Source organism: Pseudomonas sp. G7(2022) (genome assembly GCF_052660475.1).
Genome location: NZ_CP109659.1, coordinates 259,183 through 281,484, shown reverse-complemented (window position 1 = coordinate 281,484; position 22,302 = coordinate 259,183). Strand labels below are relative to the sequence as shown.

Genomic DNA, 22,302 nt, shown 5'->3' with positions numbered 1-22,302 from the left:
CAGGACTAATCGCAGGGCTCAGCGGTACCTTTCGTACGCTAGCTGAAGAGGGGGTATGACGCTTTAGTGAGAGCGATCGTTCCCGCGTTGCGCAGGAACGATCAGGTGCAAGCGTTACTTCTGCGTCCCGTCATCATGCTGCAGGTTGGCCTGGGTCAGGTTGCACCCCGCCGGCACGCTGCGGGTCAGCCACACATTGCCGCCGATGGTCGAGCCTTTGCCGATGGTGATCCGCCCCAGAATCGTCGCGCCGGCGTAAATCACCACATCGTCCTCGACGATCGGATGGCGTGGGTGACCCTTTTGCAACTGACCGTCCTCGTCCGCCGGGAAGCGTTTGGCGCCGAGGGTCACCGCCTGATAAATCCTGACGCGCTCGCCGATGATCGCGGTCTCGCCGATCACTACTCCGGTCCCGTGGTCGATGAAGAAGCTGCGGCCGATCTGCGCGCCAGGGTGAATATCGATGCCGGTTGCCGAGTGGGCGATTTCCGAACTGATCCGCGCCAGCAGGGGCAGGCCTGCACGATACAAATGGTGCGCCAGGCGATGGTGAATCACCGCCAGAATCCCCGGATAGCACAGCAGCACTTCATCGACGCTGCGCGCCGCCGGATCGCCGTGATACGCGGCCAGCACATCGGTGTCGAGCAGGCTGCGCAGGCCTGGCAGCGCCAGAGCGAAATCCTGAATGATCCTGATGGCCTGTGTCTCGACTTCGCTGTCGTCCCGGGCACTGTGACGGGCGACGTAACGCAGTTCGAGTCGTGCTTGCGCCAGCAATGCATTCAACGCGACATCAAGGGTGTGGCCGACGTAAAAATCCTCGCTCTCTTCACGCAGGTCCACCGGCCCCAGACGCATCGGGAACAACGCGCCGCACAAGGCTTCGAGAATCTGCGCCATCGCATCACGGGACGGCAGCTCGCGTCCGCCCTGCTCGCCGCTGGCGCGGCCATTTTGCGTACGCCATTGATCCCGGGCGGTACGCAGTTGGCTGACGATGGTCTGCAATTGCCAATGGCTGGAACGCTCGCTCACGGTAAAGACTCCTCACGGGCGGCCGGACTGTCTGGCCGCGTCAACGGCCACTACTTTACGGCAACGCATCGGATGCGAATTAAGAACCGATAGTGCTGGCCTAAGCACATTTGGCTATAAGCGAATGACGGTTGCCCCCGGTAAATCGGCGTGCCTATAGTCCTGACATCTCCTTGCATCAGTACGGAACCATGTCCACACAACCGATCAAACAACAGCTGGACCGCTTTAATCGCCTCGACCTGCTCGGCCAACCGACCCCACTGGAAAAGCTCGAGCGCCTGTCCACCTGGCTCGGTCGCGATGTCTACATCAAACGCGATGACCTGACGCCACTGGCCATGGGCGGCAACAAGCTGCGCAAGCTCGAATACCTCGCCGCCGATGCCCTCGCCCAAGGCGCGGACACCCTGATCACCGCCGGCGCACTGCAGTCGAACCACGTTCGCCAGACCGCTGCGCTGGCCGCAAAACTGGGTCTGGGCTGCGTAGCCCTGCTGGAAAACCCGCTGGGCACCGACGACGTCAATTACACCGGCAACGGCAACCGCCTGCTGCTGGATCTGTTCGACACCAAGGTCGAGCTGGTCGACAACCTCGACAACGCCGACGAGCAACTGGCGGCCCTCGCCGTGCGCCTGCGCAGCAACGGCAAGAAGCCGTATCTGGTGCCGATCGGTGGCTCCAACGCCCTCGGCGCGCTGGGTTACGTACGCGCCGGTCTGGAGCTGGCTGAACAGATCAAGGACACCGGCCTGCAATTTTCTGCCGTGGTGCTGGCCTCGGGCAGCGCTGGCACTCACAGCGGCCTGGCCCTGGCCTTGAGCGAAGCGCTGCCGCAACTGCCGGTGATCGGTGTGACGGTTTCGCGCAGCGAAGAAGATCAGCGCCCGAAAGTGCAAGGCCTGGCCGAACGCACCGCCGATCTGCTGGGCGTGGCGCTGCCGGAGAGTTTCAAGGTCGAGTTGTGGGACGAATATTTCGGCCCGCGTTACGGCGAGCCGAATGCCGGGACACTGTCGGCGGTGAAACTGCTGGCCAGCCAGGACGCGGTGCTGCTGGATCCGGTCTACACCGGCAAGGCCATGGCCGGGCTGCTCGACGGCATCGGGCGCGGGCGTTTCGACGACGGCCCGATCATCTTCCTGCACACCGGCGGTGCCCCGGCGTTGTTCGCGTACAAGGACTTTCTGTAGTAGGTCGACGCGCATACTGCAGCGCTCGTTCCCACGCTCTGCGTGGGAATGCAGCCCGGGACGCTCCCACGCAGCGTTTGGGAACGTTCGGAATCTCAAAAACACATATTCAATTTAAGAATAACAAAAAGAAAATTCATTATTTTCCATTCTAAAAAAACCGTCATATAGTCTCGCCGCAGGCGAATTTCGCGAGAGACGCATAAGCTGCTTTAAGGCAGGATAGCGCTGTCGTCCAATTCCCGGATTCGCCAACTTTCCTTAAGCGTCTTCCATAAGAAAACACAGGGGCTTGTCATGATTTTTTCCGCACTACGTCGAAATCTGCTGGTAGGTTCGCTGGGCCTGGCACTGAGCGCCGGCCTGATCAGCAGCGCCGTTGCCGGTGAGCAACTGCAACAGATCAAGGAAAAAGGCGTTATCAACGTCGGCCTGGAAGGCACTTACCCACCGTTCAGCTTCGTCGATGCCGACGGCAAGCTGTCGGGTTTCGAAGTCGAACTGTCCGAAGCCCTGGCCAAGAAGCTGGGCGTCAAGGCCAAGATCCAGCCGACCAAATGGGACGGCATCCTCGCAGCCCTGGAATCCAAGCGTCTGGACGTCGTGGTCAATCAGGTGACCATCTCCGACGAGCGCAAGAAGAAGTATGACTTCTCCGAACCGTACACCGTGTCCGGGATTCAGGCGCTGGTGCTGAAAGACAAGGCAGCCGCGCTGAACATCAAATCCGCGGCCGACCTGTCCGGCAAGAAAGTCGGCGTGGGTCTGGGCACCAACTACGAACAGTGGGTCCGCGCCAACGTGCCGGGTGCCGACGTTCGCACCTACGACGATGATCCGACCAAGTTCGCCGACCTGAACAACGGCCGTACCGACGCAATTCTGATCGACCGTCTCGCTGCGCTGGAATACGCCAAGAAAGCGCCGAAAACCGTGGCTGCCGGTGAAGCCTTCTCGCGTCAGGAAGCCGGTATTGCCCTGCGCAAAGGCGAGCCTGAACTGCTGGCTGCCGTGAACAAGGCCCTCGACGAACTGCGCGCCGACGGCACCCTTGAGAAGCTGTCCACGAAATACTTCAACGCTGACGTCACCCAATAATGGAAGAAGCTTTCCAACTCGCACTGGACTCCGCGCCCTTCCTGTTGAAGGGCGCGTACTACACGGTAATCCTTAGCCTGGGCGGCATGTTCTTCGGCCTGCTGCTGGGCTTTGGCCTGGCGTTGATGCGCCTGTCGCGCTTCAAGTCGGTCAGCTGGCTGGCCCGCATCTACGTGTCGTTCTTTCGCGGCACGCCGTTGCTGGTGCAACTGTTCGTGATCTATTACGGCTTGCCGCAATTGGGCATGGAACTCGACCCGCTGCCGGCGGCGCTGATCGGCTTCTCGCTGAACATGGCCGCCTACGCCTGTGAAATCCTGCGTGCCGCGATCGGTTCGATCGAACGCGGCCAGTGGGAAGCCGCTGCGAGCATCGGCATGACCCGCGCGCAGACCCTGCGCCGGGCCATCCTGCCGCAGGCCATGCGCACGGCGTTGCCGCCGCTGGGCAACAGCTTCATTTCACTGGTCAAGGACACCGCACTGGCCGCCACCATTCAGGTGCCGGAGCTGTTCCGTCAGGCGCAGCTGATTACCGCCCGGACTTTCGAAGTCTTCACCATGTATCTTGCCGCCGCGCTGATCTACTGGATTCTGGCCACGGTGCTGTCGCACTTCCAGAACAAGCTGGAAGCGCGGGTCAATCGGCACGACCAGGAGTCCTGACCCCATGATTGTCGTGGAAAAACTGACGAAGCAGTTCAAGGGTCAAGTCGTGCTCAACGGCATTGATCTGGAAGTGAAAGAAGGCGAGGTCGTGGCAATCATCGGGCCCAGCGGCTCGGGCAAGACCACGTTCCTGCGCTGCCTGAACTTCCTTGAGGAACCCACCAGCGGCCGGATCAAGGTCGGCGAGATCGAGATCGATACCAGCCGCCCGCTGAACCAGCAGCAAAGCTTGGTGCGCAACCTGCGCCAGCATGTGGGTTTTGTGTTCCAGAACTTCAACCTGTTCCCCCACCGCACCGCCCTGGAAAACGTCATCGAAGGCCCGATCGTGGTCAAGAAGACGCCTCGCGACGAAGCCATTGCCCTGGGCAAGAAGCTGCTGGCCAAGGTCGGCCTGGCGGGCAAGGAAGACGCCTACCCACGGCGCCTGTCCGGCGGCCAGCAACAGCGCGTGGCGATTGCCCGGGCGCTGGCGATGGAACCGGAAGTGATCCTGTTCGACGAACCGACTTCGGCCCTCGACCCCGAGTTGGTGGGCGAAGTATTGGCGACCATTCGCGGTCTGGCCGAAGAAAAACGCACCATGGTTATCGTCACCCACGAAATGGCATTTGCCCGTGACGTGGCCAACCGCGTGGTGTTTTTCGATAAAGGCGTGATCGTCGAGCAAGGCGAAGCCAAGGCGTTGTTTGCCAATCCGAAAGAAGAACGCACGCGACAGTTTCTCAGCAAGTTCCGCAACAACGGCTGAGCACTGAAAAGTGCAAACCGCTCACTTCCACGGATGGAAGTGATATTTCGCCAGACATGCAAATCCCCTCAAAACATAAACAACCCCCTCCTGCGACGACAGCAAATATATATGTCCTGCAACAACTTCACCGTGCGTAAAATTCGTCGCTCGTTGATTCCTCGCTTCACAAGAGCACCCGACGAAACACGCTGAAAACCGCCAAAACCTGTAGCCAGGTTCCTTGTCACGCCTAGTCCTATTGCTATAACAACGTAGGACGTTTCTGATTAACTGGTAATTCACGGATTAACTAATCCGCTCGCTTGACACCTCTTCCGGCGAACTCTTATCTAGTCATCAACCGGCAAACGCTAGTTCAACAAGTTCCTTTATAACTTGTACGAGACTCCAAAGTTTTATTGCCGGGTAATACACGCCATTCGTTCTTTCGAAAACGGACTTCGCTGCAAGACTTCAAGGAGAGAAACCGATGACCTGCATTTCAATCATCCCGAAATTGGCACCGCCGGCCCTGGAGCAAACCCATGGCACCGGAATCAACCTCATGGCGGCCGCCAACCTGTCGCTCGAAATCGAACCGTATGACGAGATGGACAGCGGCGACTTGATCGAGCTGTTCTGGGATGGCTGCTACGTCGCTTCCCGCGTGCTGAATGCCGGGGATGTCGGAAGCACAATTTGCCTGCGGGTACCCGAGAGCTTCATTGTCAACGGTTCACCCTGCGTGCATTACCGGGTCATGCAGGTCGGAAGAAACCCGACCTTGTCGCCCAGCGCCCGGTTTGAGGTCAAGCTCGACTGCCCGGGCGGGCAACCTGCGCCGGGATGCGAGGAAGAAAATCAGTATCTGCTGCCGGTCAGCCTTCCAGACGTCATCCGCCGGCGCGGGGTCAACCCGAGTCAGATCAAGCGCGGCGTCCCTCTGACCATCGAGCCTTACCTGAACATGGCCGAAGGCGACGAAATCACTCTGCGCTGGGGTGATGCGCGGATGGATCTGCCCCCTGTCACGCAAGCCGATGTCGGCCAGGGAATCCAGGTCTGGGTGCCGCCGGCAATCATCGTTGAAGCGGGCGAAGACCTGCGACTGGATGTGACTTACTGCGTCATTGATCGAGTGGGCAACAACTCGCGCTGGGCGCCGCCACGCACCCTGAAGATTGGCTGCGTGAATCCTTATCTGAAAGTGCCCTTGAGGCAAATTCCCATGGCCGCGGAGCGCAAAGTCGAGTGAGCTTTCGATCTTCTATGCATATTCCTAAAAGTTAGTTTATTTAAATTTTATACGCGCTTAGGGTATATGAACCGGACCACCGGACATTCTTTCGTTCGCCGCACTTTTGCGGCGTTTTTCATGAGATGTGAGGTAGGTAACATGGTCCGGAACCCAATCACCCCAGTGCGGATCGCCAGGGCATTGCGTGCAGCCAAGGAGTGGCACTGATGTCCAGTCTGGCAGACGCAAACGTCCAGAGTGATCTGGACATCGCCCCGTTGTTGTTGCCCGCACAAGTGCTGCGCAACGACGCTCAAGCCATCCAGGCTGCACATGAACTGGCGCAAGTCGCCCGCGTGCAGGCCGCCAAACGCGACCGTCAGCGCAAGCTGCCGTGGGCAGAAATCGAGCAATTCACCCGCAGCGGCCTGGGCAGTATTGCCATCCCGCGCGAGTACGGCGGGCCGCAGGTTTCCTTCGTCACCCTGGCCGAGGTGTTCGCGATCATTTCCGCGGCCGACCCGGCACTGGGGCAGATCCCGCAGAACCAGTTCGGCATCATCAACCTGATCCTCGGCAGCGCCACAGAAGCGCAGAAACAGCAGCTGTTGCAGAGTGTGCTCGAAGGCTGGCGCATCGGTAACGCCGGGCCGGAACGCGGCACCAAGGACACCCTGGAACTGAAAGCGCGCATCACCGCCGATGGTGATGACTACGTGATCAACGGCCAGAAGTTCTATTCCACCGGCGCACTGTTCGCCCACTGGGTCGCGGTCAAGGCACTCAACGATGACGGCAAGCAAGTGCTGGCCTTCGTCCGCCGTGGCACACCGGGTCTGCGCATCGTCGATGACTGGTCCGGTTTCGGCCAGCGCACCACCGCCAGCGGAACGATCCTGCTGCACAACGTGCGAGTCGACGCTGGCCTTGTGGTGGACAACTGGAAGATCAACGAAAAGCCCAATACCCAAGGCGCGGTGTCGCAGCTGATTCAAGCGGCCATCGACGCCGGCATCGCCCGCGGCGCCATCGATGACGCCATCGAATTCGTCAAGACCCGCGCCCGGCCGTGGATCGATGCCAAGGTCGAACGCGCCAGCGACGATCTCTACGTGATCGCCGACATCGGCAAACTGAAAATCGAACTGCACGCCGCCGAGGCGCTGCTGCGCAAGGCCGGGCAAGTGCTGGATCAGGTGCACGCCGCACCACTCACCGCCGAATCCGCCGCCCGCGCGTCGATTGCCGTCGCCGAAGCCAAGGTGCTGACCACCGAGATCTCGCTGCTGGCCAGCGAAAAGCTTTTCGAACTGGCCGGCAGCCGCGCCACCCTCGCCGAATTCAACCTCGACCGTCACTGGCGCAACGCCCGGGTGCACACCCTGCACGACCCGGTGCGCTGGAAGTACCACGCGGTCGGCGCCTGGCGCCTCAACGGCAAGTTGCCGGCTCGCCATTCCTGGATCTGACGACCAGACATCTGGAGAAAACCTATGACCTTTTCCCATCCCGTCGCGGTCATCACCAGCGACGAGCAAGCCCTGATCGTGGCCAGTGACCTGGCCGAAGACTTCCAGCGCGACAGCAACCTGCGCGACCGCGAACGACGCCTGCCGCTGCCGGAACTCGACGTGTTTTCCCGCTCCGGCCTGTGGGGCATCAGCGTGCCCAAGGAGTACGGCGGCGCCGGCGTGTCCAACGTGACGCTGGCCAAAGTCATCGCCCTGATCGCCCGGGCCGATGGCTCGCTCGGGCAGATTCCACAGAACCATTTCTATGCCCTCGAAGTGCTCCGGGTAAACGGCAGCCACGAGCAGAAACAACGTCTCTACGCTGAAGTCCTCGCTGGTCAGCGCTTCGGCAATGCTCTGGCGGAACTGGGCACCAGGACCGCCCACGACCGTGTCACCAGCCTCAAACGCGACGGCAGCGGCTATCGCATCAACGGCCGCAAGTTCTATGCAACCGGTGCCATTTACGCCCAACGGATTCCAACGTCCGTGGTCGATGAAAACGGCGTGCAGCAACTGGCCTTCGTCCCGCGTGACAGCAAAGGCCTGACCGTGATCGACGACTGGAGCGGCTTCGGTCAGCGCACCACCGGCAGCGGCTCGGTGGTGTTCGAAGACGTGTATGTCGCCGCCGAAGATGTCATCCCGTTCCAGAGTGCTTTCGAACGCCCGACCCCGGTCGGCCCGCTGGCGCAGATCCTCCACGCCGCCATCGACACCGGCATCGCCCGCGCCGCCTTCGAAGATGCGCTGCACTTCGTACGCAGCAAGACCCGTCCATGGATCGATTCGGGGAATGACAAGGCCACCGAAGACCCGCTGACACTCAAAAGCTTCGGCCACCTGAGTATCCGCCTGCACGCCACCGAAGCCCTTCTCGAACGCGCCGGCGAATTCCTCGACGCGGCCCAGGCCGAGACCAACGCCGAGACGGTTGCAGCAGCCTCGATTGCCGTCGCCGAAGCGCGGGCGATCAGCACTGAAATCTCCCTGGCCGCCGGCAGCACGTTGTTCGAACTGGCCGGCAGCCAGGCCACCCTGATCGAGCACGGCCTCGACCGTCACTGGCGCAACGCCCGGGTGCACACCCTGCACGATCCAGTACGCTGGAAGTATCACGCGGTGGGCAATTACTACCTCAACGATGAAAACCCTCCGCTGCGAGGGACCATCTGATGAGCAAGAAAAAGATCCTGCTCAATGCGTTCAACATGAACTGCATCGGCCACATCAACCACGGGTTGTGGACGCATCCCCGCGACACCTCGACCCGATACAAGACCATCGAGTACTGGACCGAACTGGCGCAATTGCTGGAGCGCGGGCTGTTCGATGGGCTGTTCATCGCCGACATCGTCGGCGTGTACGACGTCTACCAGAACTCGGTTGACGTCACGTTGAAAGAGTCGATCCAGCTGCCGGTCAACGATCCGTTGCTGCTGGTATCGGCGATGTCCGCGGTGACCAAAAACCTCGGCTTCGGCCTGACCGCCAACCTCACCTACGAGCCGCCGTATCTGTTCGCCCGACGCATGTCGACCCTCGACCACCTGAGCCGTGGGCGGGTGGGCTGGAACATCGTCACCGGCTATCTGGACAGCGCCGCCAAGGCCATGGGCCTGAGTGAGCAGGTCGAGCATGACCGGCGTTACGACCAGGCCGACGAGTACCTCGAAGTGCTCTACAAACTCTGGGAAGGCAGCTGGGAAAACGGTGCGGTGCTCAACGATCCGCAGCAACGGATCTACGCGCAGCCGGACAAGGTGCACAAGGTCGAGCACAAGGGCGAGTTCTATCAGGTCGAGGGTTATCACCTGTGCGAGCCGTCGCCGCAGCGCACGCCGGTGCTGTTCCAGGCCGGCAGTTCGGATCGGGGTCTGCTGTTCGCCGGACGCCATGCCGAGTGCGTGTTCATCAGTGGCCAGAACAAACCGTCGACCAAAGTGCAGGTGGACAAGGTCCGTGCCAGCGCCGTCGAAGCCGGGCGCAATCCCGAGGACATCAAGGTGTTCATGGGCCTCAACGTGATCGTCGGCGAGACCGAGGAAGCGGCCTGGGCCAAGCACGCCGAATACCTGAGCTACGCCAGCGCCGAAGCGGGCGTGGCGCATTTTTCGGCCTCCACCGGGATCGATTTTTCCCAGTACGAAATCGACGAGCCGATCCAGTACGTGAAGAGCAACGCGATCCAGTCCGCCACCAAGAACTTGCAGAACAACGACTGGACCCGCCGCAAGTTACTCGACCAGCACGCTCTGGGCGGGCGCTACATCACCGTGGTCGGCTCCCCGCAGCAAGTGGCGGATGAGCTGGAATCGTGGATCGCCGAAACCGGTCTCGACGGCTTCAACCTGACCCGCATCGTCACCCCGGAAAGCTATGTGGATTTCATCGATCTGGTGATTCCGGAACTGCAACGGCGCGGCTCGTACAAGACCGCGTACGACACCGGCAGCCTGCGGGAAAAACTGTTTCACGGCGAAGCGCACTTGCCGCAGCAACACACGGGCGCCCACTACCGACACACCTCCTCGCACTGACTGGAAAACCACCATGACCAAGAAGCTCCTGTCCCACCCAGTCAAAGCACTGGCCCTGGCCTTCGGCCTGTTCAGCTCGGCCATTTTCGCCGCCGACGCGCCGTTGAAAATCGGCACCACCGCCGCCTTCGCGATTCCGTTGGAAGCTGCCGTCGAAGAAGCCTCCAAACAAGGCCTGAAAGTCGAACTGGTGGAGTTCACCGACTGGATCGCGCCCAACGTCAGCCTCGCCGCCGGTGACATCGACGTGAACTACTTCCAGCACATCCCGTTCCTGGAAAACGCCAAGGCTGCTTCCGGTTTTGACCTGGTGCCGTTTGCCCCGGGGATCATCAACAACGTCGGCCTGTACTCGAAGAAATACAAAAGCTTCGATGAGTTGCCTGAGGGCGCCAGCGTCGCCATCGCCAACGACCCGATCAACAGCGGACGCGGCCTGCAACTGCTGGCCAAGGCCGGTCTGATCACGTTGAAACCGGGCGTCGGCTACAAGGCCACCGAAGACGATATCGTCGCCAACCCGAAGAAGATCAAGATCCTCCAGGTCGAAGCCGTGCAACTGGTGCGCGCCTACGATGACGCTGATCTGGTCCAGGGCTACCCGGCCTACATCCGATTGGCGAAGACCTTCGACGCAGGTTCCGCGCTGCTGTTCGACGGCCTCGACCACAAGGAATACGTGATCCAGTTCGTGATCCAGCCCAAAAGCAAAACCGATCCGCGCCTGATCAAGTTCGTCGACATCTACCAGCATTCGCCGGCCGTTCGCGCCGCGCTGGACAAGGCCCATGGCAAGCTGTACCAGGCCGGTTGGGAAAGCTGAGGATGACCGCAGCCATTCAACGGCGACTGGATCTTCCAGAGCCACCCGCGCTCGCAGAGCGCACCGAACTGCATCCCGAGCTGAACCGCGCCCATGTGCGTTTCGTCGGGCTCGGCAAAACCTATGACGGCAAGCAAGGCCCGGTCGCAGCCCTGCAAGGCATCGACCTGGCGATCCAGCGCGGTGAAGTGTTCGGCATCATCGGCCGCAGCGGCGCCGGCAAGTCGTCGCTGATCCGCACCATCAACCGCCTCGAACAACCGACCTCGGGTCGGGTGCTGATCGATCAGGTGGACATCGGCGAGTACGACGAGGATCGCCTCGTAGCCCTGCGCCGGCGGATCGGCATGATCTTCCAGCACTTCAATCTGATGTCGGCAAAAACGGTGTGGCAGAACGTCGAGCTGCCGCTGAAAGTCGCCGGTGTCCCGAAGGAGCAACGGGAGAAAAAGGTTCGCGAACTGCTGGAGCTGGTGGGCCTGCAAGCCAAGCACAAGGCCTATCCGGCGCAGCTGTCCGGCGGGCAGAAACAGCGTGTCGGCATCGCCCGCGCGCTGGTGCATGACCCGGACATTCTGCTGTGTGACGAAGCCACTTCGGCGCTGGATCCGGAAACCACCCAGTCGATCCTCGGCCTGCTGCGCGAGATCAACAAACGCCTGGGCCTGACCATCGTGCTGATCACTCACGAGATGGCGGTGATCCGGGAAATCTGCGACCGCGTCGTCGTGCTGGAACATGGCCGCATCGTCGAACAAGGCCCGGTCTGGGAAGTGTTCGGCAACCCGCAACACGAGGTCAGCCAGACCTTGCTCGCGCCGTTGCAACACGCCTTGCCCGAAGAGTTGCAAAGCCGTTTGCAGGCGCAACCGTCGTCGTCCGATGCGGCCGTGGTGCTGCGTTTGCAGTTCACCGGCCGCCAGCAGGATGAACCGGATCTGGCCGCGCTGTTCGCCGCGCTTGGTGGCCGGGTGAAATTGCTCCAGGGCGGTGTGGAACGGATTCAGGGCCACGCGCTAGGGCAACTGTTGCTGGCAGTGGCGGGATCAAAGCTGAACGCCGAGGAATTGCGTCAGCGTGCCGGCCAATGGGCGCAACGCACGGAGGTGCTGGGCTATGTGGTTTGATCGCTTGCTGCAGGGTTTCATCGATACGTTTCTGATGGTCGGCGTGTCGTCGCTGATCGCGTTGCTCGCCGGGATTCCGATGGCGGTGATTCTGGTCACCAGCGACAAGGGCGGGATCTATGAAGCGCCAGTTCTGAACCGCGCTCTGGGTGCATTCGTGAACCTGTTTCGCTCGATTCCGTTCCTGATCCTGATGGTCGCGCTGATCCCGTTCACCCGGCTGATCGTCGGCACCACCTACGGCGTATGGGCCGCCGTTGTGCCGCTGACCATCGCGGCCACGCCGTTTTTTGCGCGGATCGCCGAAGTGAGCCTGCGCGAGGTGGACCACGGTTTGATCGAAGCCGCGCAAGCCATGGGCTGCCGACGCTGGCATATCGTCTGGCACGTGCTGTTGCCCGAAGCGCTGCCGGGCATCGTTGGCGGGTTCACCATTACGCTGGTGACGATGATCAACTCCTCGGCGATGGCTGGAGCGATTGGCGCCGGCGGACTGGGTGACATCGCCTATCGCTATGGTTATCAACGTTTCGACAGTCAGATCATGCTGACCGTGATCGTGCTGCTGGTGGCGCTGGTGGCGGTGATTCAGCTGGGCGGCGATCGTCTGGCGCGTGGGTTGAACAAGCGCTGAACTGCATGGCGTATAGTCGGCAACATCCATTGCCAGCGCAGCCCGACCATGAAACAGACCCCCACCGATCTGGAACAGATCACCTCCACCACCCTCGGCCACTACAACTCAGTGGCCGAGGACTTTCGTGAAGGCACCCGCGATCACGATGTCAGCCAGAACATCGACGCCCTGCTGCGCCACATCCAGGGTGACGCGCCGTTTTCCATCCTCGATTTCGGCTGCGGACCGGGTCGGGATTTGCAGACTTTCACACGGATGGGTCACATAGCCGTCGGCCTCGACGGTGCGGAAAAATTCGCGCAGATGGCTCGGGAGGACAGTGGCTGTGAAGTGTGGTGCCAGGATTTCCTGAAGCTGGATCTGCCGCCAGAACGCTTCGACGGCATCTTCGCCAATGCGGTGCTGTTTCATGTGCCGTTGCAGGAATTGCCACGAGTCTTGAAGCAGTTGCACGGGACATTGAAACCGGGCGGCGTGCTGTTCAGTTCCAACCCGCGCGGGGATAACCGTGAAGGCTGGAACGGGCCGCGTTACGGCTCGTATCACGATCTTGAAGCCTGGCGCGGATTGTTGACCGCTGCCGGGTTCGTCGAGCTGGAGCATTACTACCGGCCGACGGGGCTGCCGCGTGAGCAACAGCCTTGGCTGGCGAGTGTCTGGCGCAAGATCTGAGACTCAGGGCCCTGTCTCAACCTGATACAAGGCAGGTGCACTCTCCGGCGAGCGCACCGTGATGCTCCGCCCGGGAAGGATCTGCCCCTGTACCTCGTGCGCCTGCACATCAAAGTTGGCCAGCAATTGCGTGCCGTCTTCAAAGGCTGTCTGCTGCACCAGCCGATCTTCGCTCATCCATTCGAAACCGGTGAGCGCCTGGGCCGCCAGACGTTCATGCAAAGGCCGGAAGAACGCATCCTGACGGGCAATCTGCGGCAATCGCTGCGCAAGCGTGTCGACACTGAGGTGATACAGCGGCGCAACGTTGTAGAGCAACTGCGCAAGTTCGTTGTCCGCCCGTACATTGGTCAGTTTCAGGCTATCGAACAGCCAATGGTGGGACGTGATCACCGAGCCATGGAACACCGCCTGATACAACGGCAAACGGCTGGCCGGATCAAAGTGAATACGCCGCAACGACTCTTTGATCGGCACAGGTTTGAAGAAAACCTCTGGCTGCTCCGGCGGATACCACTTGCCTGCAAAGTACCTGGATTCGGTTTTCTTGCTCATTTCAACGTCGCCCCAACCGATCACCGGCGTCTGCATGCCATGGGCGAGCAGCACGCCTCGCGCGGTCGTTGCGTTGCCATCCTCCGAGCCGGCGGGCAGCTTCAGCACTTCATTGATCCAGCGTGATGCCCCGATGTTGCCTTCGGCATTCTGTGCCTGGGTCATCGTTGCCCCGGGACGGTAGCTGTCGAACAGCATGCCGGTGGCATAGGCATCGAGAAACCAGCTGTTGAAACCGGCGGCGTCGCGAATGGCCGCGACCCGTTGCTCAAGCAGCTGCCGCACGCAGCGAGGGTCGGTGTAATGCCCCGATTGCTGGAAGCCGCTTTTCAGCGTTCCGTCGCTCTTCACGATTGCACACTCGAGATTTGCCCTGTCCCCCAGATGTGCGGTGGTCCAATCAGGATTCTCACCACGGCTCAGCGCCGTTTCATAGGAATCGTACGGTGCGATCAGATAGCCCGCCGCCACGCCTGCCTTGATCGTCTCGGGGTGCCAGAGTCCGCCCTCCCAGCCCTCACCCAGTCCCAACCACAAACGGGACAGCCCGGCGTTCTGTAATTGCTTGATCGTATCCAGCGAAAACGTGCTGCCCCAGCGCTCGGGTTCGGGGGTCAGCGCCTCACCGAGGTCGGCTGCCACTTGTGCGCGCACGTCGGCGTAACCGTTGACCAGCGCCCGCATGTCCGGCACGGCCCGGGCCTGCCAGGTCTTGCGCGCCAGGGTATTCAGGGCGTGATTGAGACCGCGCAAAAGTACGGTTTTCTGATAACGGTTCAACTCCCCGCCAGTGGCCAGGATCTGCAACGCCTCACGATCCATTCCCGCTTTCAGGCCACTGGCCAGCGAGCCACCACCGCGCAAGATGTCGAGCAGCATGGGCCAACTGCGCACATCTTTGGCCCCCAGCAGGTCGTTGCCCCACAAGTACAGATGACTGGCGCCCGACAGCCGCTTCGCCTCAGGTGTTTTCAGGAATTTGCTGGTCAAGGTTTCATAGCGCCCGTTATCGATCAGCCACTGCCGGTAGCGTTTGGCGCCGGCCAACGGGTCGGCCACCCCCAAGAACAGGGTGAACGTCAATGGCGCCGATGGATCGAGTGAAGTGAAGCGATGCCGGGCCGACAGTGCCAACGCCTTGCCTTGGGCACTGAACAGCAGCCGATTGTTGTAGGGATTGGTCATCAGCCAGTGCAGGCTGAATCCGTCATGTTCAACGCCCCAGAGCGGCAAACTCAGGTCCTGAGTGGTATTGAATTCACCCTGATTCAACAGAAATGCCTGCCACACCGGATCGCCGCGCGGCACGTAGTGCCCCTCGGCCAGAGGCCAAATCAGCCCCTTGCCCATCGCGCGGGCGGGCTGACGCAGAAATTCCAGTTCTGCGGGCTCACGCGCCGTGATCGAGAAGGACAGATCACGCTCATCGAGCGTGGCGCTGAGGGACCAGGCTCCGTCATCCCATTGCCAGTCGAGGCGGTTGTTGCGCTTGCTCAACTGACTGACCTTGTGCGGGGCAATTCCCGTCGACGCCAGCACCGTCTCACGGCCCGCAGGGGTGATATGGACAGCCAGCGTTGCCGGATCGAGCTGAACGCGCCACAGCGAGTTTTCCAATAGCGTGTCGGCCCAGGACAGGGACGACAGGCATAAACCGGCAATCAGCAATAGCGCGCGCAGCCAGCAAGTAACGGTCAGCATCAGACGTCCCTTCTCCCAAAGGAGAAGGGACGTTAACCGAATACGCCGACGCTGTAAGTCAGGCCCTTCGCAAATATGTAACAAGCGCACTCACTGTGTCGATGACGAGGCGTCTTTCTTCGGCTCGCGAATCTTGTACCAGGCCACATACAGCGCCGGCAGGAACAGCAGCGTCAGCAGTGTCGCCACCACAATCCCGCCGATCATCGCGTAGGCCATCGGGCCCCAGAACACTTCCCGGGCGATCGGGATCATGCCCATGCTCGCCGCTGCGGCGGTCAGCAGAATCGGCCGGCGCCGGTGCTCGGTCGCTTCCACCACCGCATCCCAGGGCGAGTAGCCCTTGTGCTCGAACTCTTCGATCTGCGTCACGAGGATCACCGAGTTGCGGATGATGATGCCGATCAGCGCCAGAATCCCCAGGATCGCCACGAAGCCCATCGGCGTACCGGTCGGCACCAGCGCCAGCACCACGCCGATCAGCCCGAGCGGCGCGACACTGGCCACCAGGAACAGCTTCTGCACGCTGTGCAACTGGATCATCAGGAAAGTCGCCATCAGGAACAGCATCAGCGGCAGCACCTTGGCAATCGGCCCCTGGGCCTTGCCGCTCTCTTCGACCGTACCGCCCGTGGCGACCTTGTACCCCACCGGCAGCTTGGCGGCGAAGGCGTCAATGGTCGGTTTGAGGACTTTCACCAGGTCGGTCGGCTGGATTTCATCGCGCACCGAGGCCTTGATGGTGATGGTCGGCAGACGGTCGCGACGCCACACCAGCGGCTGCTCCAGTTCATAGCGCACGGTGGCGAAGGCCAGCAGCGGAATCGACGTACCGTTGGGCGTGACGATCTGCAGGTTCTGCAGGGTTTCCGGTGTGCCGCGCTCGGAATCCACCGCCCGCCCGACCACATTGATCAGGTAGATATCGTCGTCGACCTGAGTCAGCGGCGAGCCACTGACAATGCTGTTCATCAGGTTGGCCACATCTTCCGAGGACAGTCCGAGCTGACGCGCCTTGTCCTGCGCGATGTCGATGCGCAGGACTTTGCCGGGCTCGTTCCAGTCGTAAATGATCTCGCCGATGTGCGGACTCTTGTCCAGTTCAGTGGCGAGGTCGATGGCGTGCTTGCGCACCTGATCGATGTCCTTGCCGCTGACCCGGTACTGAATCGGGCGCCCCACCGGCGGGCCCATTTCCAGAGCCTGCACGTAGCTGCCGATGCCGACGAAGTCCTTGCGCAGACGATCTCGCAGGCGCTGGCTCAAGGCTTCGCGGGCCTTGAAGTCTTTGCTGACGATCACCAGTTGCGCGTAGTACGGGTTCTGCAATTGCTGGTCGAGGGGCAGGTAGAAACGGATCGCACCCTGGCCGATGTAAGTGCTCCAGCGCACGATGTCCGGGTCGCCCTTGAGCGTGGCTTCGAGTTTGTCGACGGCCTTGCGGGTTTCATCGATGGAGGCGTTTTGCGGCAGGTTGAGGTCGACCAGAATTTCCGGACGGTCGGAAGACGGGAAGAACTGGTTCTGCACAAAGCGCATGCAAAACACCGCGAGCACGAAGCACAGCACGGTGATGCCGATGCACCACCAGCGGTTGCGCATCGACCACAACAAACCGTGATTGAACGCTCGCCCGATACGCCCCGGCTCCGCTTCGTGGGGTTTTACGTTGGTGCTGAGGATATGTACGCCGATCACCGGCGCGAAGAACACCGCCACCACCCACGACACAATCATTGCCACCGCGATCACCGCAAACAGCGTGTAGGTGTACTCACCGGCGGAGCTGGCGTTGAGACCGATCGGCACGAAACCGGCCACGGTCACCAGCGTACCGGTGAGCATCGGAAACGCTGTGGAGGTGTAGGCAAACGTCGCGGCCTGCTCCTTGGTCTCGCCCATTTCCAGGCGCGTGACCATCATCTCCACGGTGATCATCGCGTCGTCCACCAGCAGCCCGAGGGCGATGATCAGCGCTCCAAGGGAAATCCGCTGCATGGTGATGCCGCTGTATTCCATGTAGACGAACACCATGGCCAGCACCAACGGAATCGAGCACGCCACCACCAGTCCGGCTCGAACGCCAAGGCTGATGAAACTGACCACCAGCACGATGATCACCGCTTCGAACAACGCGCTGGTGAAGCCGCCGACGGCTTCTTCCACCACCACCGCCTGATCGGAAACGGTGTGCACGCCAACACCCACCGGCAAGTCGGCGGTGAGCTGATCGATGCGCTCGTGCAGCGCCTTGCCGAAGGCCTGGACGTTGCCGCCCTTCTGCATGGCGATCGCCAGACCGATGGCCGGCTTGCCGTCGAAGCGGAATTCCGGGGTTGCCGGATCGACGTAGCCACGGCTGATTTCAGCGATGTCGGCCAGACGATAGAAGCGGTCATTGAGTTTGAGATTGACCTCCGCCAAGTCCTTTTCCGAAGCGAACTGCCCGGAGGTTCTCACCGAAATCCGCTCGGGCCCGGCTTCGATCACACCCGCCGGGGTCACGGCGTTCTGCGATTGCAGGCTCTGCACCACCTGGCGTTGATCGATGCCCAGCGCCGCCAGCTTGCGGGTGGAGAAGTTCAGGTAGATCACTTCGTCCTGCTGGCCGACCATCTCGATCTTGCCCAGCCCCGGCACGTTGCGGATCTCGGCGCGCGCCTGTTCCACGTAGTCGCGCAGTTGCCGCATCGTCAGACCATCGGCCGTGAAGGCATAGACCGAGCCGAACACGTCACCAAACTCATCGTTGAATCCCGGCCCCTGAATCCCCTGGGGAAACTGGCCGCGAATGTCGTCGATCTTCTTGCGCACCTGGTACCAGATTTCCGGAATGTCCTTGGCACTGGTGGTGTCGCGCAGGTACACGTAGACCGTGGACTCACCGGGGCGGGTGTAGCTTTTCACGTAGTCGAGAGAATCGAGCTCCTCGAGTTTTTTCTCGATGCGGTCGGTGACCTGCTTGAGCGTTTCTTCCTGGGTCGCGCCCGGCCATTTGGTCTGGATCACCATGGTCTTGATGGTGAACGACGGGTCTTCCTCGCGCCCCAGATTGAAGTAGGAAAACACCCCCATGAGCAATGCGACGAACATCAGATACCAGACGAAAGACTGATGCTTGAGGGCCCATTCGGAGAGATTGAAAGACCCTTTCATTGACTGTCCTCGTCGAGTTTCACGGCTTGTCCGGATTTGAGGCTGTTGACGCCGGCGCTGACCACACGCTCGCCGGACTTGACTCCGCCGGCCAGCACCACGGTGCTGTCGGTGCGGCTGGTTACGCTGATGTCACGCGGGGCGACGGTTTTACTTTGCGGGTCGATCACCCAAATCCGGGTTTTGCCGTCGACCTCCTGCAAGGCCGTCGCAGGCAATTCGATTCTCGGTTTGATCGCCGAACTGAGGGTCACGCTGATTGCCGTGCCGAGGCGGAATCCGGGTGGCGTGCTGGCCAGGGTTAACCGGGCACGACGGGTGCGCGTGGCGCTTTGCGCCTGGGGTTCGATTTCACGAATGACCGCCGTGGTATTGATGCTCGGATCAAGTTGTGCGGCCACCAGAAACACCACGTCGCTGGGGATCTGATCAACCAGCGTGTCCGGCAGATCGATCACCGCTTCCTTGATATCCGGTTGTGCCAGCGTCACCACCTGCTGGCCGGCCGTCACCACTTGCCCGGCCTCGGCGTTCCACGCCGTGACCACGGCTTTGTGGTCGGAACGCAGCTCGGTATAGCCGAGTTGATCCTTGCTCTGGTTGACTGCCGCCCGCGCCTGGTCGAGGGACGCCTGGGTGGTTTTCAAATCCGTGGTGGCGATGTCCAGTTGCGCCTGGGCGCCGACACCACGATCAAACAGCGCCTGCTGACGCCGGGCGTTGGCCTGGGCGTTGATCAGTTGCGCCTCGACTTTCGCCAGATCACCCTGGGCCGAGCGCAACTGGTTCTGCTGGTCGGACGGATCGAGAGTGGCGAGCAAGGTGCCCTTCTCCACCTCGGCACCCACGTCGACGTTACGGCTGGCAATCCGACCGCCGACGCGGAAACCGGTGTTGCTCTCGTAGCGCGCCTGAATGCTGCCGGCGAAACGACCCAGGGTTTCCTCGTTCAGCGCTTGGACCTTGATCGACAACACCGGCCGCACCGGTTCTGGCGGCGGCTCGCTCTTGGAACAGGCAACCAGCAGCAGCCCGATGGACAACCCCCATAAAGGCTTCATGGCTGTGCTCCCGGTTGCAGTTCCTTGTAGGTGTTCTCGGCGATCTCGACTTTCATCCCCGGATGCAGCAATTGCCCACCGGCAACGATCACTTTTTCGCCGCCCTTGAGGCCTTCGCTGATGATCACGTGCCCGGTCAGGTATCGGCCGACAGTGACGTTGTGCAGTTGCGCTTCACCCTTGTCGTCGACCATCCACACCGCCGGTTCGCTGATGTTTTTAGTCAGCGCCGACCAGGGCAGCTCCACCGCCGATTTGCCGGAGCCTTTGGCGGTGGCACTGACCACCGAGCCAAGCTGCATACCCTGAGGCAGACTGTCGAGAGTGACCTTGACTTGCACCGTGCCGGATTGCGCCGACACCGCCGGGGTGATTTCGCGCACGGTGCCGGTGGTCTTGATGGCCGGGTTGTCGAGCAGGCTGACGACAATCGAACGCTCTGCCGGCCGCTCGGCCAAAAGGGACTCGTACACATTGAATACCGCGTCGCGATCGCCGTCCCGGGCCAGGCTGAATATCGGCGCTGTGGCCTGAACCACCTGACCCACTTCGGCCTGACGCTCGGTGATGACACCCGGCGCGTCGGCGATCAGCGAGGTGTAGCTCAGTTGATCCCTGGCGTTGGCCAGCTGCGCCTGAGCCGCGCTCAAGGCACTCTGGCTGCTGCGCAACGCCGCCTGCGCGGAATCGTATTCGCTCTGGCTGGTGTAGCCCTTGGGCAACAGTTTCTGCTGGCGGACGAACGCGGCAGCGCTCTGTTTGACTCGTGCCTGCTCGGCCAGCACCTGGGCCTGGGCGGAATCGACGTTGGTCTGCAAATCCTTGGGATCGAGCTTGGCCAGTACCTGTCTGGCCGAGACACGGTCACCGACATCGACCATGCGCTGGATGATCTTGCCGCCGACCCGGAACGACAATTCGGTCTGCACCCTGGCCTGAATGTCACCGGTGAGGGTCACCGACGCCGCGTAGTCCGCAGGCTTGACCTCTTGCACAAAGACTCGCGGAAGATACTCCTGGGGAGCCTTTTTTTCGCCGCAAGCGGCGAGCAAAGCGAGGACGCTCAGCAGGACCACTGTTTTCATTCCGGGACTCGCCATGCAGACTCCTTCCTGTGTACGAACGTGCAAGTGACGATACGACTGTGAGCTTAGAACAGGGTTCCGAGTCTGCATGCGCGAATCTTATACTCCCTGTGATCGTTCCCACGCTGTGCGTGGTAACGCCGCCATGGACGCTCCGCGTCTGCCTTTGACGCAGATGCATTCCCACGCACAGCGTGGGAACGATCAACGAGGATTCAATGCTCAAGACCCTCGCGGTGGCCAATTACCGCTCGATCAATAAATTGGTGATTCCGTTGGGTCGGCTGAACCTGATCACCGGCCCCAACGGCAGCGGCAAGTCCAACCTGTACCGGGCGCTGCGGCTGTTGGCGGAAACCGCTCAGGGCGGCGTGGTCAATGCGCTGGCCCGAGAGGGCGGGCTCGACTCGACGTTCTGGGCCGGGCCGGAAACCATCAGCCGGCGCATGCGCAACGGCGAGGTGCCGATCCAGTCCACCGTGCGCCAGAGCGTGAAACGCCTGCGTCTGGGGTTTGCCGGGGAGGACTTCAGCTATTCAATTGCCCTGGGTTTGCCGGAGCCAAGCCGTTCGTTCTTTTCCCTCGACCCGGAAATCAAAAAGGAATGCATCTGGGCCGGGCCGCTCTATCGTCCGGCCAGTCTGCTGGTGGATCGCGACGGGCCGATGATCCGTGCCCGTGAAGGTCGTGGCTGGGATGTTCTGGCGCAATACACGCCGAACTTCGACAGCCTGTTCGATCAGGTCGGCAGCCTGCGCACCTCGCCGGAAGTGTTCCAGATGCGCGAGTTCATCCGCCGCTGGCGCTTCTACGATCACTTTCGCAGCGACGCCGACGCCCCGGTGCGCCAGCCGCAACTGGGCACGCGCACGCCGGTGCTGCATCACGACGGGCGGGATCTGGCGGCCGCGTTGCAGACCATCCGCGAGATCGGCGATCCCGAGGCGTTGCAGGCGGCGATCAGCGATGCCTTTCCCGGCGCACGGCTGAACATCGCGCCACTGGCGGGCGGACGCTTTGCCATCGAGTTCTTTCAGGAAGGCTTGTTGCGGCCGTTGTCGGCGGCGGAACTGTCGGATGGCACGTTGCGTTATCTGCTGCTGGTCGCCGCGCTGCTGACACCACGCCCGCCTTCGCTGATGGTGCTGAACGAACCGGAAACCAGCCTGCATCCGGATCTGTTGCCGGCGCTGGCGCGCTTGATCATCCGGGTCTCGGAGCAGTGTCAGGTGTGGGTGGTGTCCCATGCGCGGCGGTTGATTTCGGCGTTGCAGGAAGACCCGGAATGCAATTGCATCGTGCTGGAAAAAACCCTCGGCCAGACGGGAATCGTCGGGCAGAGGGTTCTGGATGAGCCGGCGTGGAATTGGCCGGATTAGGTGTGCCAGTTGAAGAGCCCCTCACCCTAGCCCTCTCCCAGGGGAGAGGGAACCGATTGGGGGATGCTCAAGAGTTACGCCG

At 61.4% G+C, this 22,302-nt stretch carries 18 protein-coding genes; 13 read left to right on the top strand and 5 right to left on the bottom strand.

What is annotated here, in order from left to right:
• Nucleotides 1-114: 114 nt before the first annotated feature.
• Complete coding sequence (gene epsC, locus NE357_RS01200) at nt 115-1,041, bottom strand: serine O-acetyltransferase EpsC (RefSeq protein WP_169428387.1); 927 nt, start codon at nt 1,039-1,041, stop codon at nt 115-117.
• 191 nt (nt 1,042-1,232) lie between these two features.
• Between epsC and NE357_RS01195 the strand changes: the two genes are divergently transcribed.
• From NE357_RS01195 to NE357_RS01140, 12 genes are all read left to right on the top strand, one after another.
• Nucleotides 1,233-2,237, top strand: coding sequence for a D-cysteine desulfhydrase (locus NE357_RS01195; protein WP_169428386.1), 1,005 nt, complete (start codon nt 1,233-1,235; stop codon nt 2,235-2,237).
• A 297-nt stretch (nt 2,238-2,534) separates the two neighbouring features.
• A complete protein-coding gene (gene tcyJ, locus NE357_RS01190) occupies nt 2,535-3,335 on the top strand; it encodes a cystine ABC transporter substrate-binding protein (protein WP_169428385.1) in 801 nt (266 codons plus the stop codon).
• On the top strand, nt 3,335-4,000 hold the full coding sequence (gene tcyL, locus NE357_RS01185; RefSeq protein ID WP_169428384.1) for a cystine ABC transporter permease: 666 nt from the start codon (nt 3,335-3,337) through the stop codon (nt 3,998-4,000). The genes tcyJ and tcyL overlap by 1 nt, the downstream gene beginning before the upstream one ends.
• 4 nt (nt 4,001-4,004) lie before the next feature.
• The gene (tcyN, locus tag NE357_RS01180; protein ID WP_169428383.1) at nt 4,005-4,754 is read left to right on the top strand and encodes an L-cystine ABC transporter ATP-binding protein TcyN; all 750 of its coding nucleotides are present in this window, start codon (nt 4,005-4,007) and stop codon (nt 4,752-4,754) included.
• Between the two features lie 472 nt (nt 4,755-5,226).
• On the top strand, nt 5,227-5,991 hold the full coding sequence (locus tag NE357_RS01175; protein ID WP_169428382.1) for a hypothetical protein: 765 nt from the start codon (nt 5,227-5,229) through the stop codon (nt 5,989-5,991).
• A 209-nt stretch (nt 5,992-6,200) separates the two neighbouring features.
• Nucleotides 6,201-7,442, top strand: coding sequence for an SfnB family sulfur acquisition oxidoreductase (locus NE357_RS01170; RefSeq protein ID WP_169428381.1), 1,242 nt, complete (start codon nt 6,201-6,203; stop codon nt 7,440-7,442).
• A 24-nt stretch (nt 7,443-7,466) separates the two neighbouring features.
• Nucleotides 7,467-8,660: an SfnB family sulfur acquisition oxidoreductase gene (locus NE357_RS01165; RefSeq protein ID WP_169428380.1), complete on the top strand. Its 1,194-nt coding sequence runs from the start codon at nt 7,467-7,469 to the stop codon at nt 8,658-8,660.
• Entirely contained in the window at nt 8,660-10,024 is a 1,365-nt protein-coding gene (locus NE357_RS01160) for an LLM class flavin-dependent oxidoreductase (protein ID WP_169428379.1), read from the top strand. Before NE357_RS01165 ends, NE357_RS01160 begins: the two co-directional genes overlap by 1 nt.
• A gap of 13 nt (nt 10,025-10,037) precedes the next feature.
• Nucleotides 10,038-10,847: a MetQ/NlpA family ABC transporter substrate-binding protein gene (locus NE357_RS01155; RefSeq protein ID WP_169428378.1), complete on the top strand. Its 810-nt coding sequence runs from the start codon at nt 10,038-10,040 to the stop codon at nt 10,845-10,847.
• Between the two features lie 2 nt (nt 10,848-10,849).
• The gene (locus NE357_RS01150) at nt 10,850-11,974 is read left to right on the top strand and encodes a methionine ABC transporter ATP-binding protein (RefSeq protein WP_169428377.1); all 1,125 of its coding nucleotides are present in this window, start codon (nt 10,850-10,852) and stop codon (nt 11,972-11,974) included.
• Entirely contained in the window at nt 11,964-12,608 is a 645-nt protein-coding gene (locus tag NE357_RS01145; protein WP_065261159.1) for a methionine ABC transporter permease, read from the top strand. Before NE357_RS01150 ends, NE357_RS01145 begins: the two co-directional genes overlap by 11 nt.
• A 48-nt stretch (nt 12,609-12,656) precedes the next feature.
• Nucleotides 12,657-13,283, top strand: coding sequence for a class I SAM-dependent methyltransferase (locus NE357_RS01140; protein WP_169428376.1), 627 nt, complete (start codon nt 12,657-12,659; stop codon nt 13,281-13,283).
• Between the two features lie 3 nt (nt 13,284-13,286).
• Here NE357_RS01140 and NE357_RS01135 read toward each other — a convergent pair whose 3' ends face one another.
• The 4 genes from NE357_RS01135 to NE357_RS01120 form a co-directional block, all read right to left on the bottom strand.
• Nucleotides 13,287-15,539 carry a glycoside hydrolase gene (locus tag NE357_RS01135; protein WP_169428375.1) on the bottom strand — a complete coding sequence of 751 codons (2,253 nt, stop codon included), beginning with the start codon at nt 15,537-15,539 and terminating at the stop codon, nt 13,287-13,289.
• A 90-nt stretch (nt 15,540-15,629) separates the two neighbouring features.
• On the bottom strand, nt 15,630-18,695 hold the full coding sequence (locus NE357_RS01130; protein WP_169428374.1) for an efflux RND transporter permease subunit: 3,066 nt from the start codon (nt 18,693-18,695) through the stop codon (nt 15,630-15,632).
• Nucleotides 18,692-19,756, bottom strand: coding sequence for an efflux RND transporter periplasmic adaptor subunit (locus NE357_RS01125; protein WP_169428373.1), 1,065 nt, complete (start codon nt 19,754-19,756; stop codon nt 18,692-18,694). Before NE357_RS01125 ends, NE357_RS01130 begins: the two co-directional genes overlap by 4 nt.
• Nucleotides 19,753-20,856, bottom strand: a complete 1,104-nt coding sequence (locus NE357_RS01120; protein WP_169428372.1) for an efflux RND transporter periplasmic adaptor subunit — start codon at nt 20,854-20,856, stop codon at nt 19,753-19,755. Before NE357_RS01120 ends, NE357_RS01125 begins: the two co-directional genes overlap by 4 nt.
• A 203-nt stretch (nt 20,857-21,059) precedes the next feature.
• On the opposite strand from NE357_RS01120, the gene NE357_RS01115 reads away from it, so the two are divergent.
• Nucleotides 21,060-22,220: an AAA family ATPase gene (locus NE357_RS01115; protein ID WP_169428371.1), complete on the top strand. Its 1,161-nt coding sequence runs from the start codon at nt 21,060-21,062 to the stop codon at nt 22,218-22,220.
• Nucleotides 22,221-22,302 lie beyond the last annotated feature (82 nt).

Coding starts and splice junctions, on each gene's coding strand:
- NE357_RS01195 (WP_169428386.1), top strand. CDS start 1,233: ATGTCCACACAACCGATCAAACAACAGCTGGACCGCTTTAATCGCCTC.
- tcyJ (WP_169428385.1), top strand. CDS start 2,535: ATGATTTTTTCCGCACTACGTCGAAATCTGCTGGTAGGTTCGCTGGGC.
- tcyL (WP_169428384.1), top strand. CDS start 3,335: ATGGAAGAAGCTTTCCAACTCGCACTGGACTCCGCGCCCTTCCTGTTG.
- tcyN (WP_169428383.1), top strand. CDS start 4,005: ATGATTGTCGTGGAAAAACTGACGAAGCAGTTCAAGGGTCAAGTCGTG.
- NE357_RS01175 (WP_169428382.1), top strand. CDS start 5,227: ATGACCTGCATTTCAATCATCCCGAAATTGGCACCGCCGGCCCTGGAG.
- NE357_RS01170 (WP_169428381.1), top strand. CDS start 6,201: ATGTCCAGTCTGGCAGACGCAAACGTCCAGAGTGATCTGGACATCGCC.
- NE357_RS01165 (WP_169428380.1), top strand. CDS start 7,467: ATGACCTTTTCCCATCCCGTCGCGGTCATCACCAGCGACGAGCAAGCC.
- NE357_RS01160 (WP_169428379.1), top strand. CDS start 8,660: ATGAGCAAGAAAAAGATCCTGCTCAATGCGTTCAACATGAACTGCATC.
- NE357_RS01155 (WP_169428378.1), top strand. CDS start 10,038: ATGACCAAGAAGCTCCTGTCCCACCCAGTCAAAGCACTGGCCCTGGCC.
- NE357_RS01150 (WP_169428377.1), top strand. CDS start 10,850: ATGACCGCAGCCATTCAACGGCGACTGGATCTTCCAGAGCCACCCGCG.
- NE357_RS01145 (WP_065261159.1), top strand. CDS start 11,964: ATGTGGTTTGATCGCTTGCTGCAGGGTTTCATCGATACGTTTCTGATG.
- NE357_RS01140 (WP_169428376.1), top strand. CDS start 12,657: ATGAAACAGACCCCCACCGATCTGGAACAGATCACCTCCACCACCCTC.
- NE357_RS01135 (WP_169428375.1), bottom strand. CDS start 15,539: ATGCTGACCGTTACTTGCTGGCTGCGCGCGCTATTGCTGATTGCCGGT.
- NE357_RS01130 (WP_169428374.1), bottom strand. CDS start 18,695: ATGAAAGGGTCTTTCAATCTCTCCGAATGGGCCCTCAAGCATCAGTCT.
- NE357_RS01125 (WP_169428373.1), bottom strand. CDS start 19,756: ATGAAGCCTTTATGGGGGTTGTCCATCGGGCTGCTGCTGGTTGCCTGT.
- NE357_RS01120 (WP_169428372.1), bottom strand. CDS start 20,856: ATGGCGAGTCCCGGAATGAAAACAGTGGTCCTGCTGAGCGTCCTCGCT.
- NE357_RS01115 (WP_169428371.1), top strand. CDS start 21,060: ATGCTCAAGACCCTCGCGGTGGCCAATTACCGCTCGATCAATAAATTG.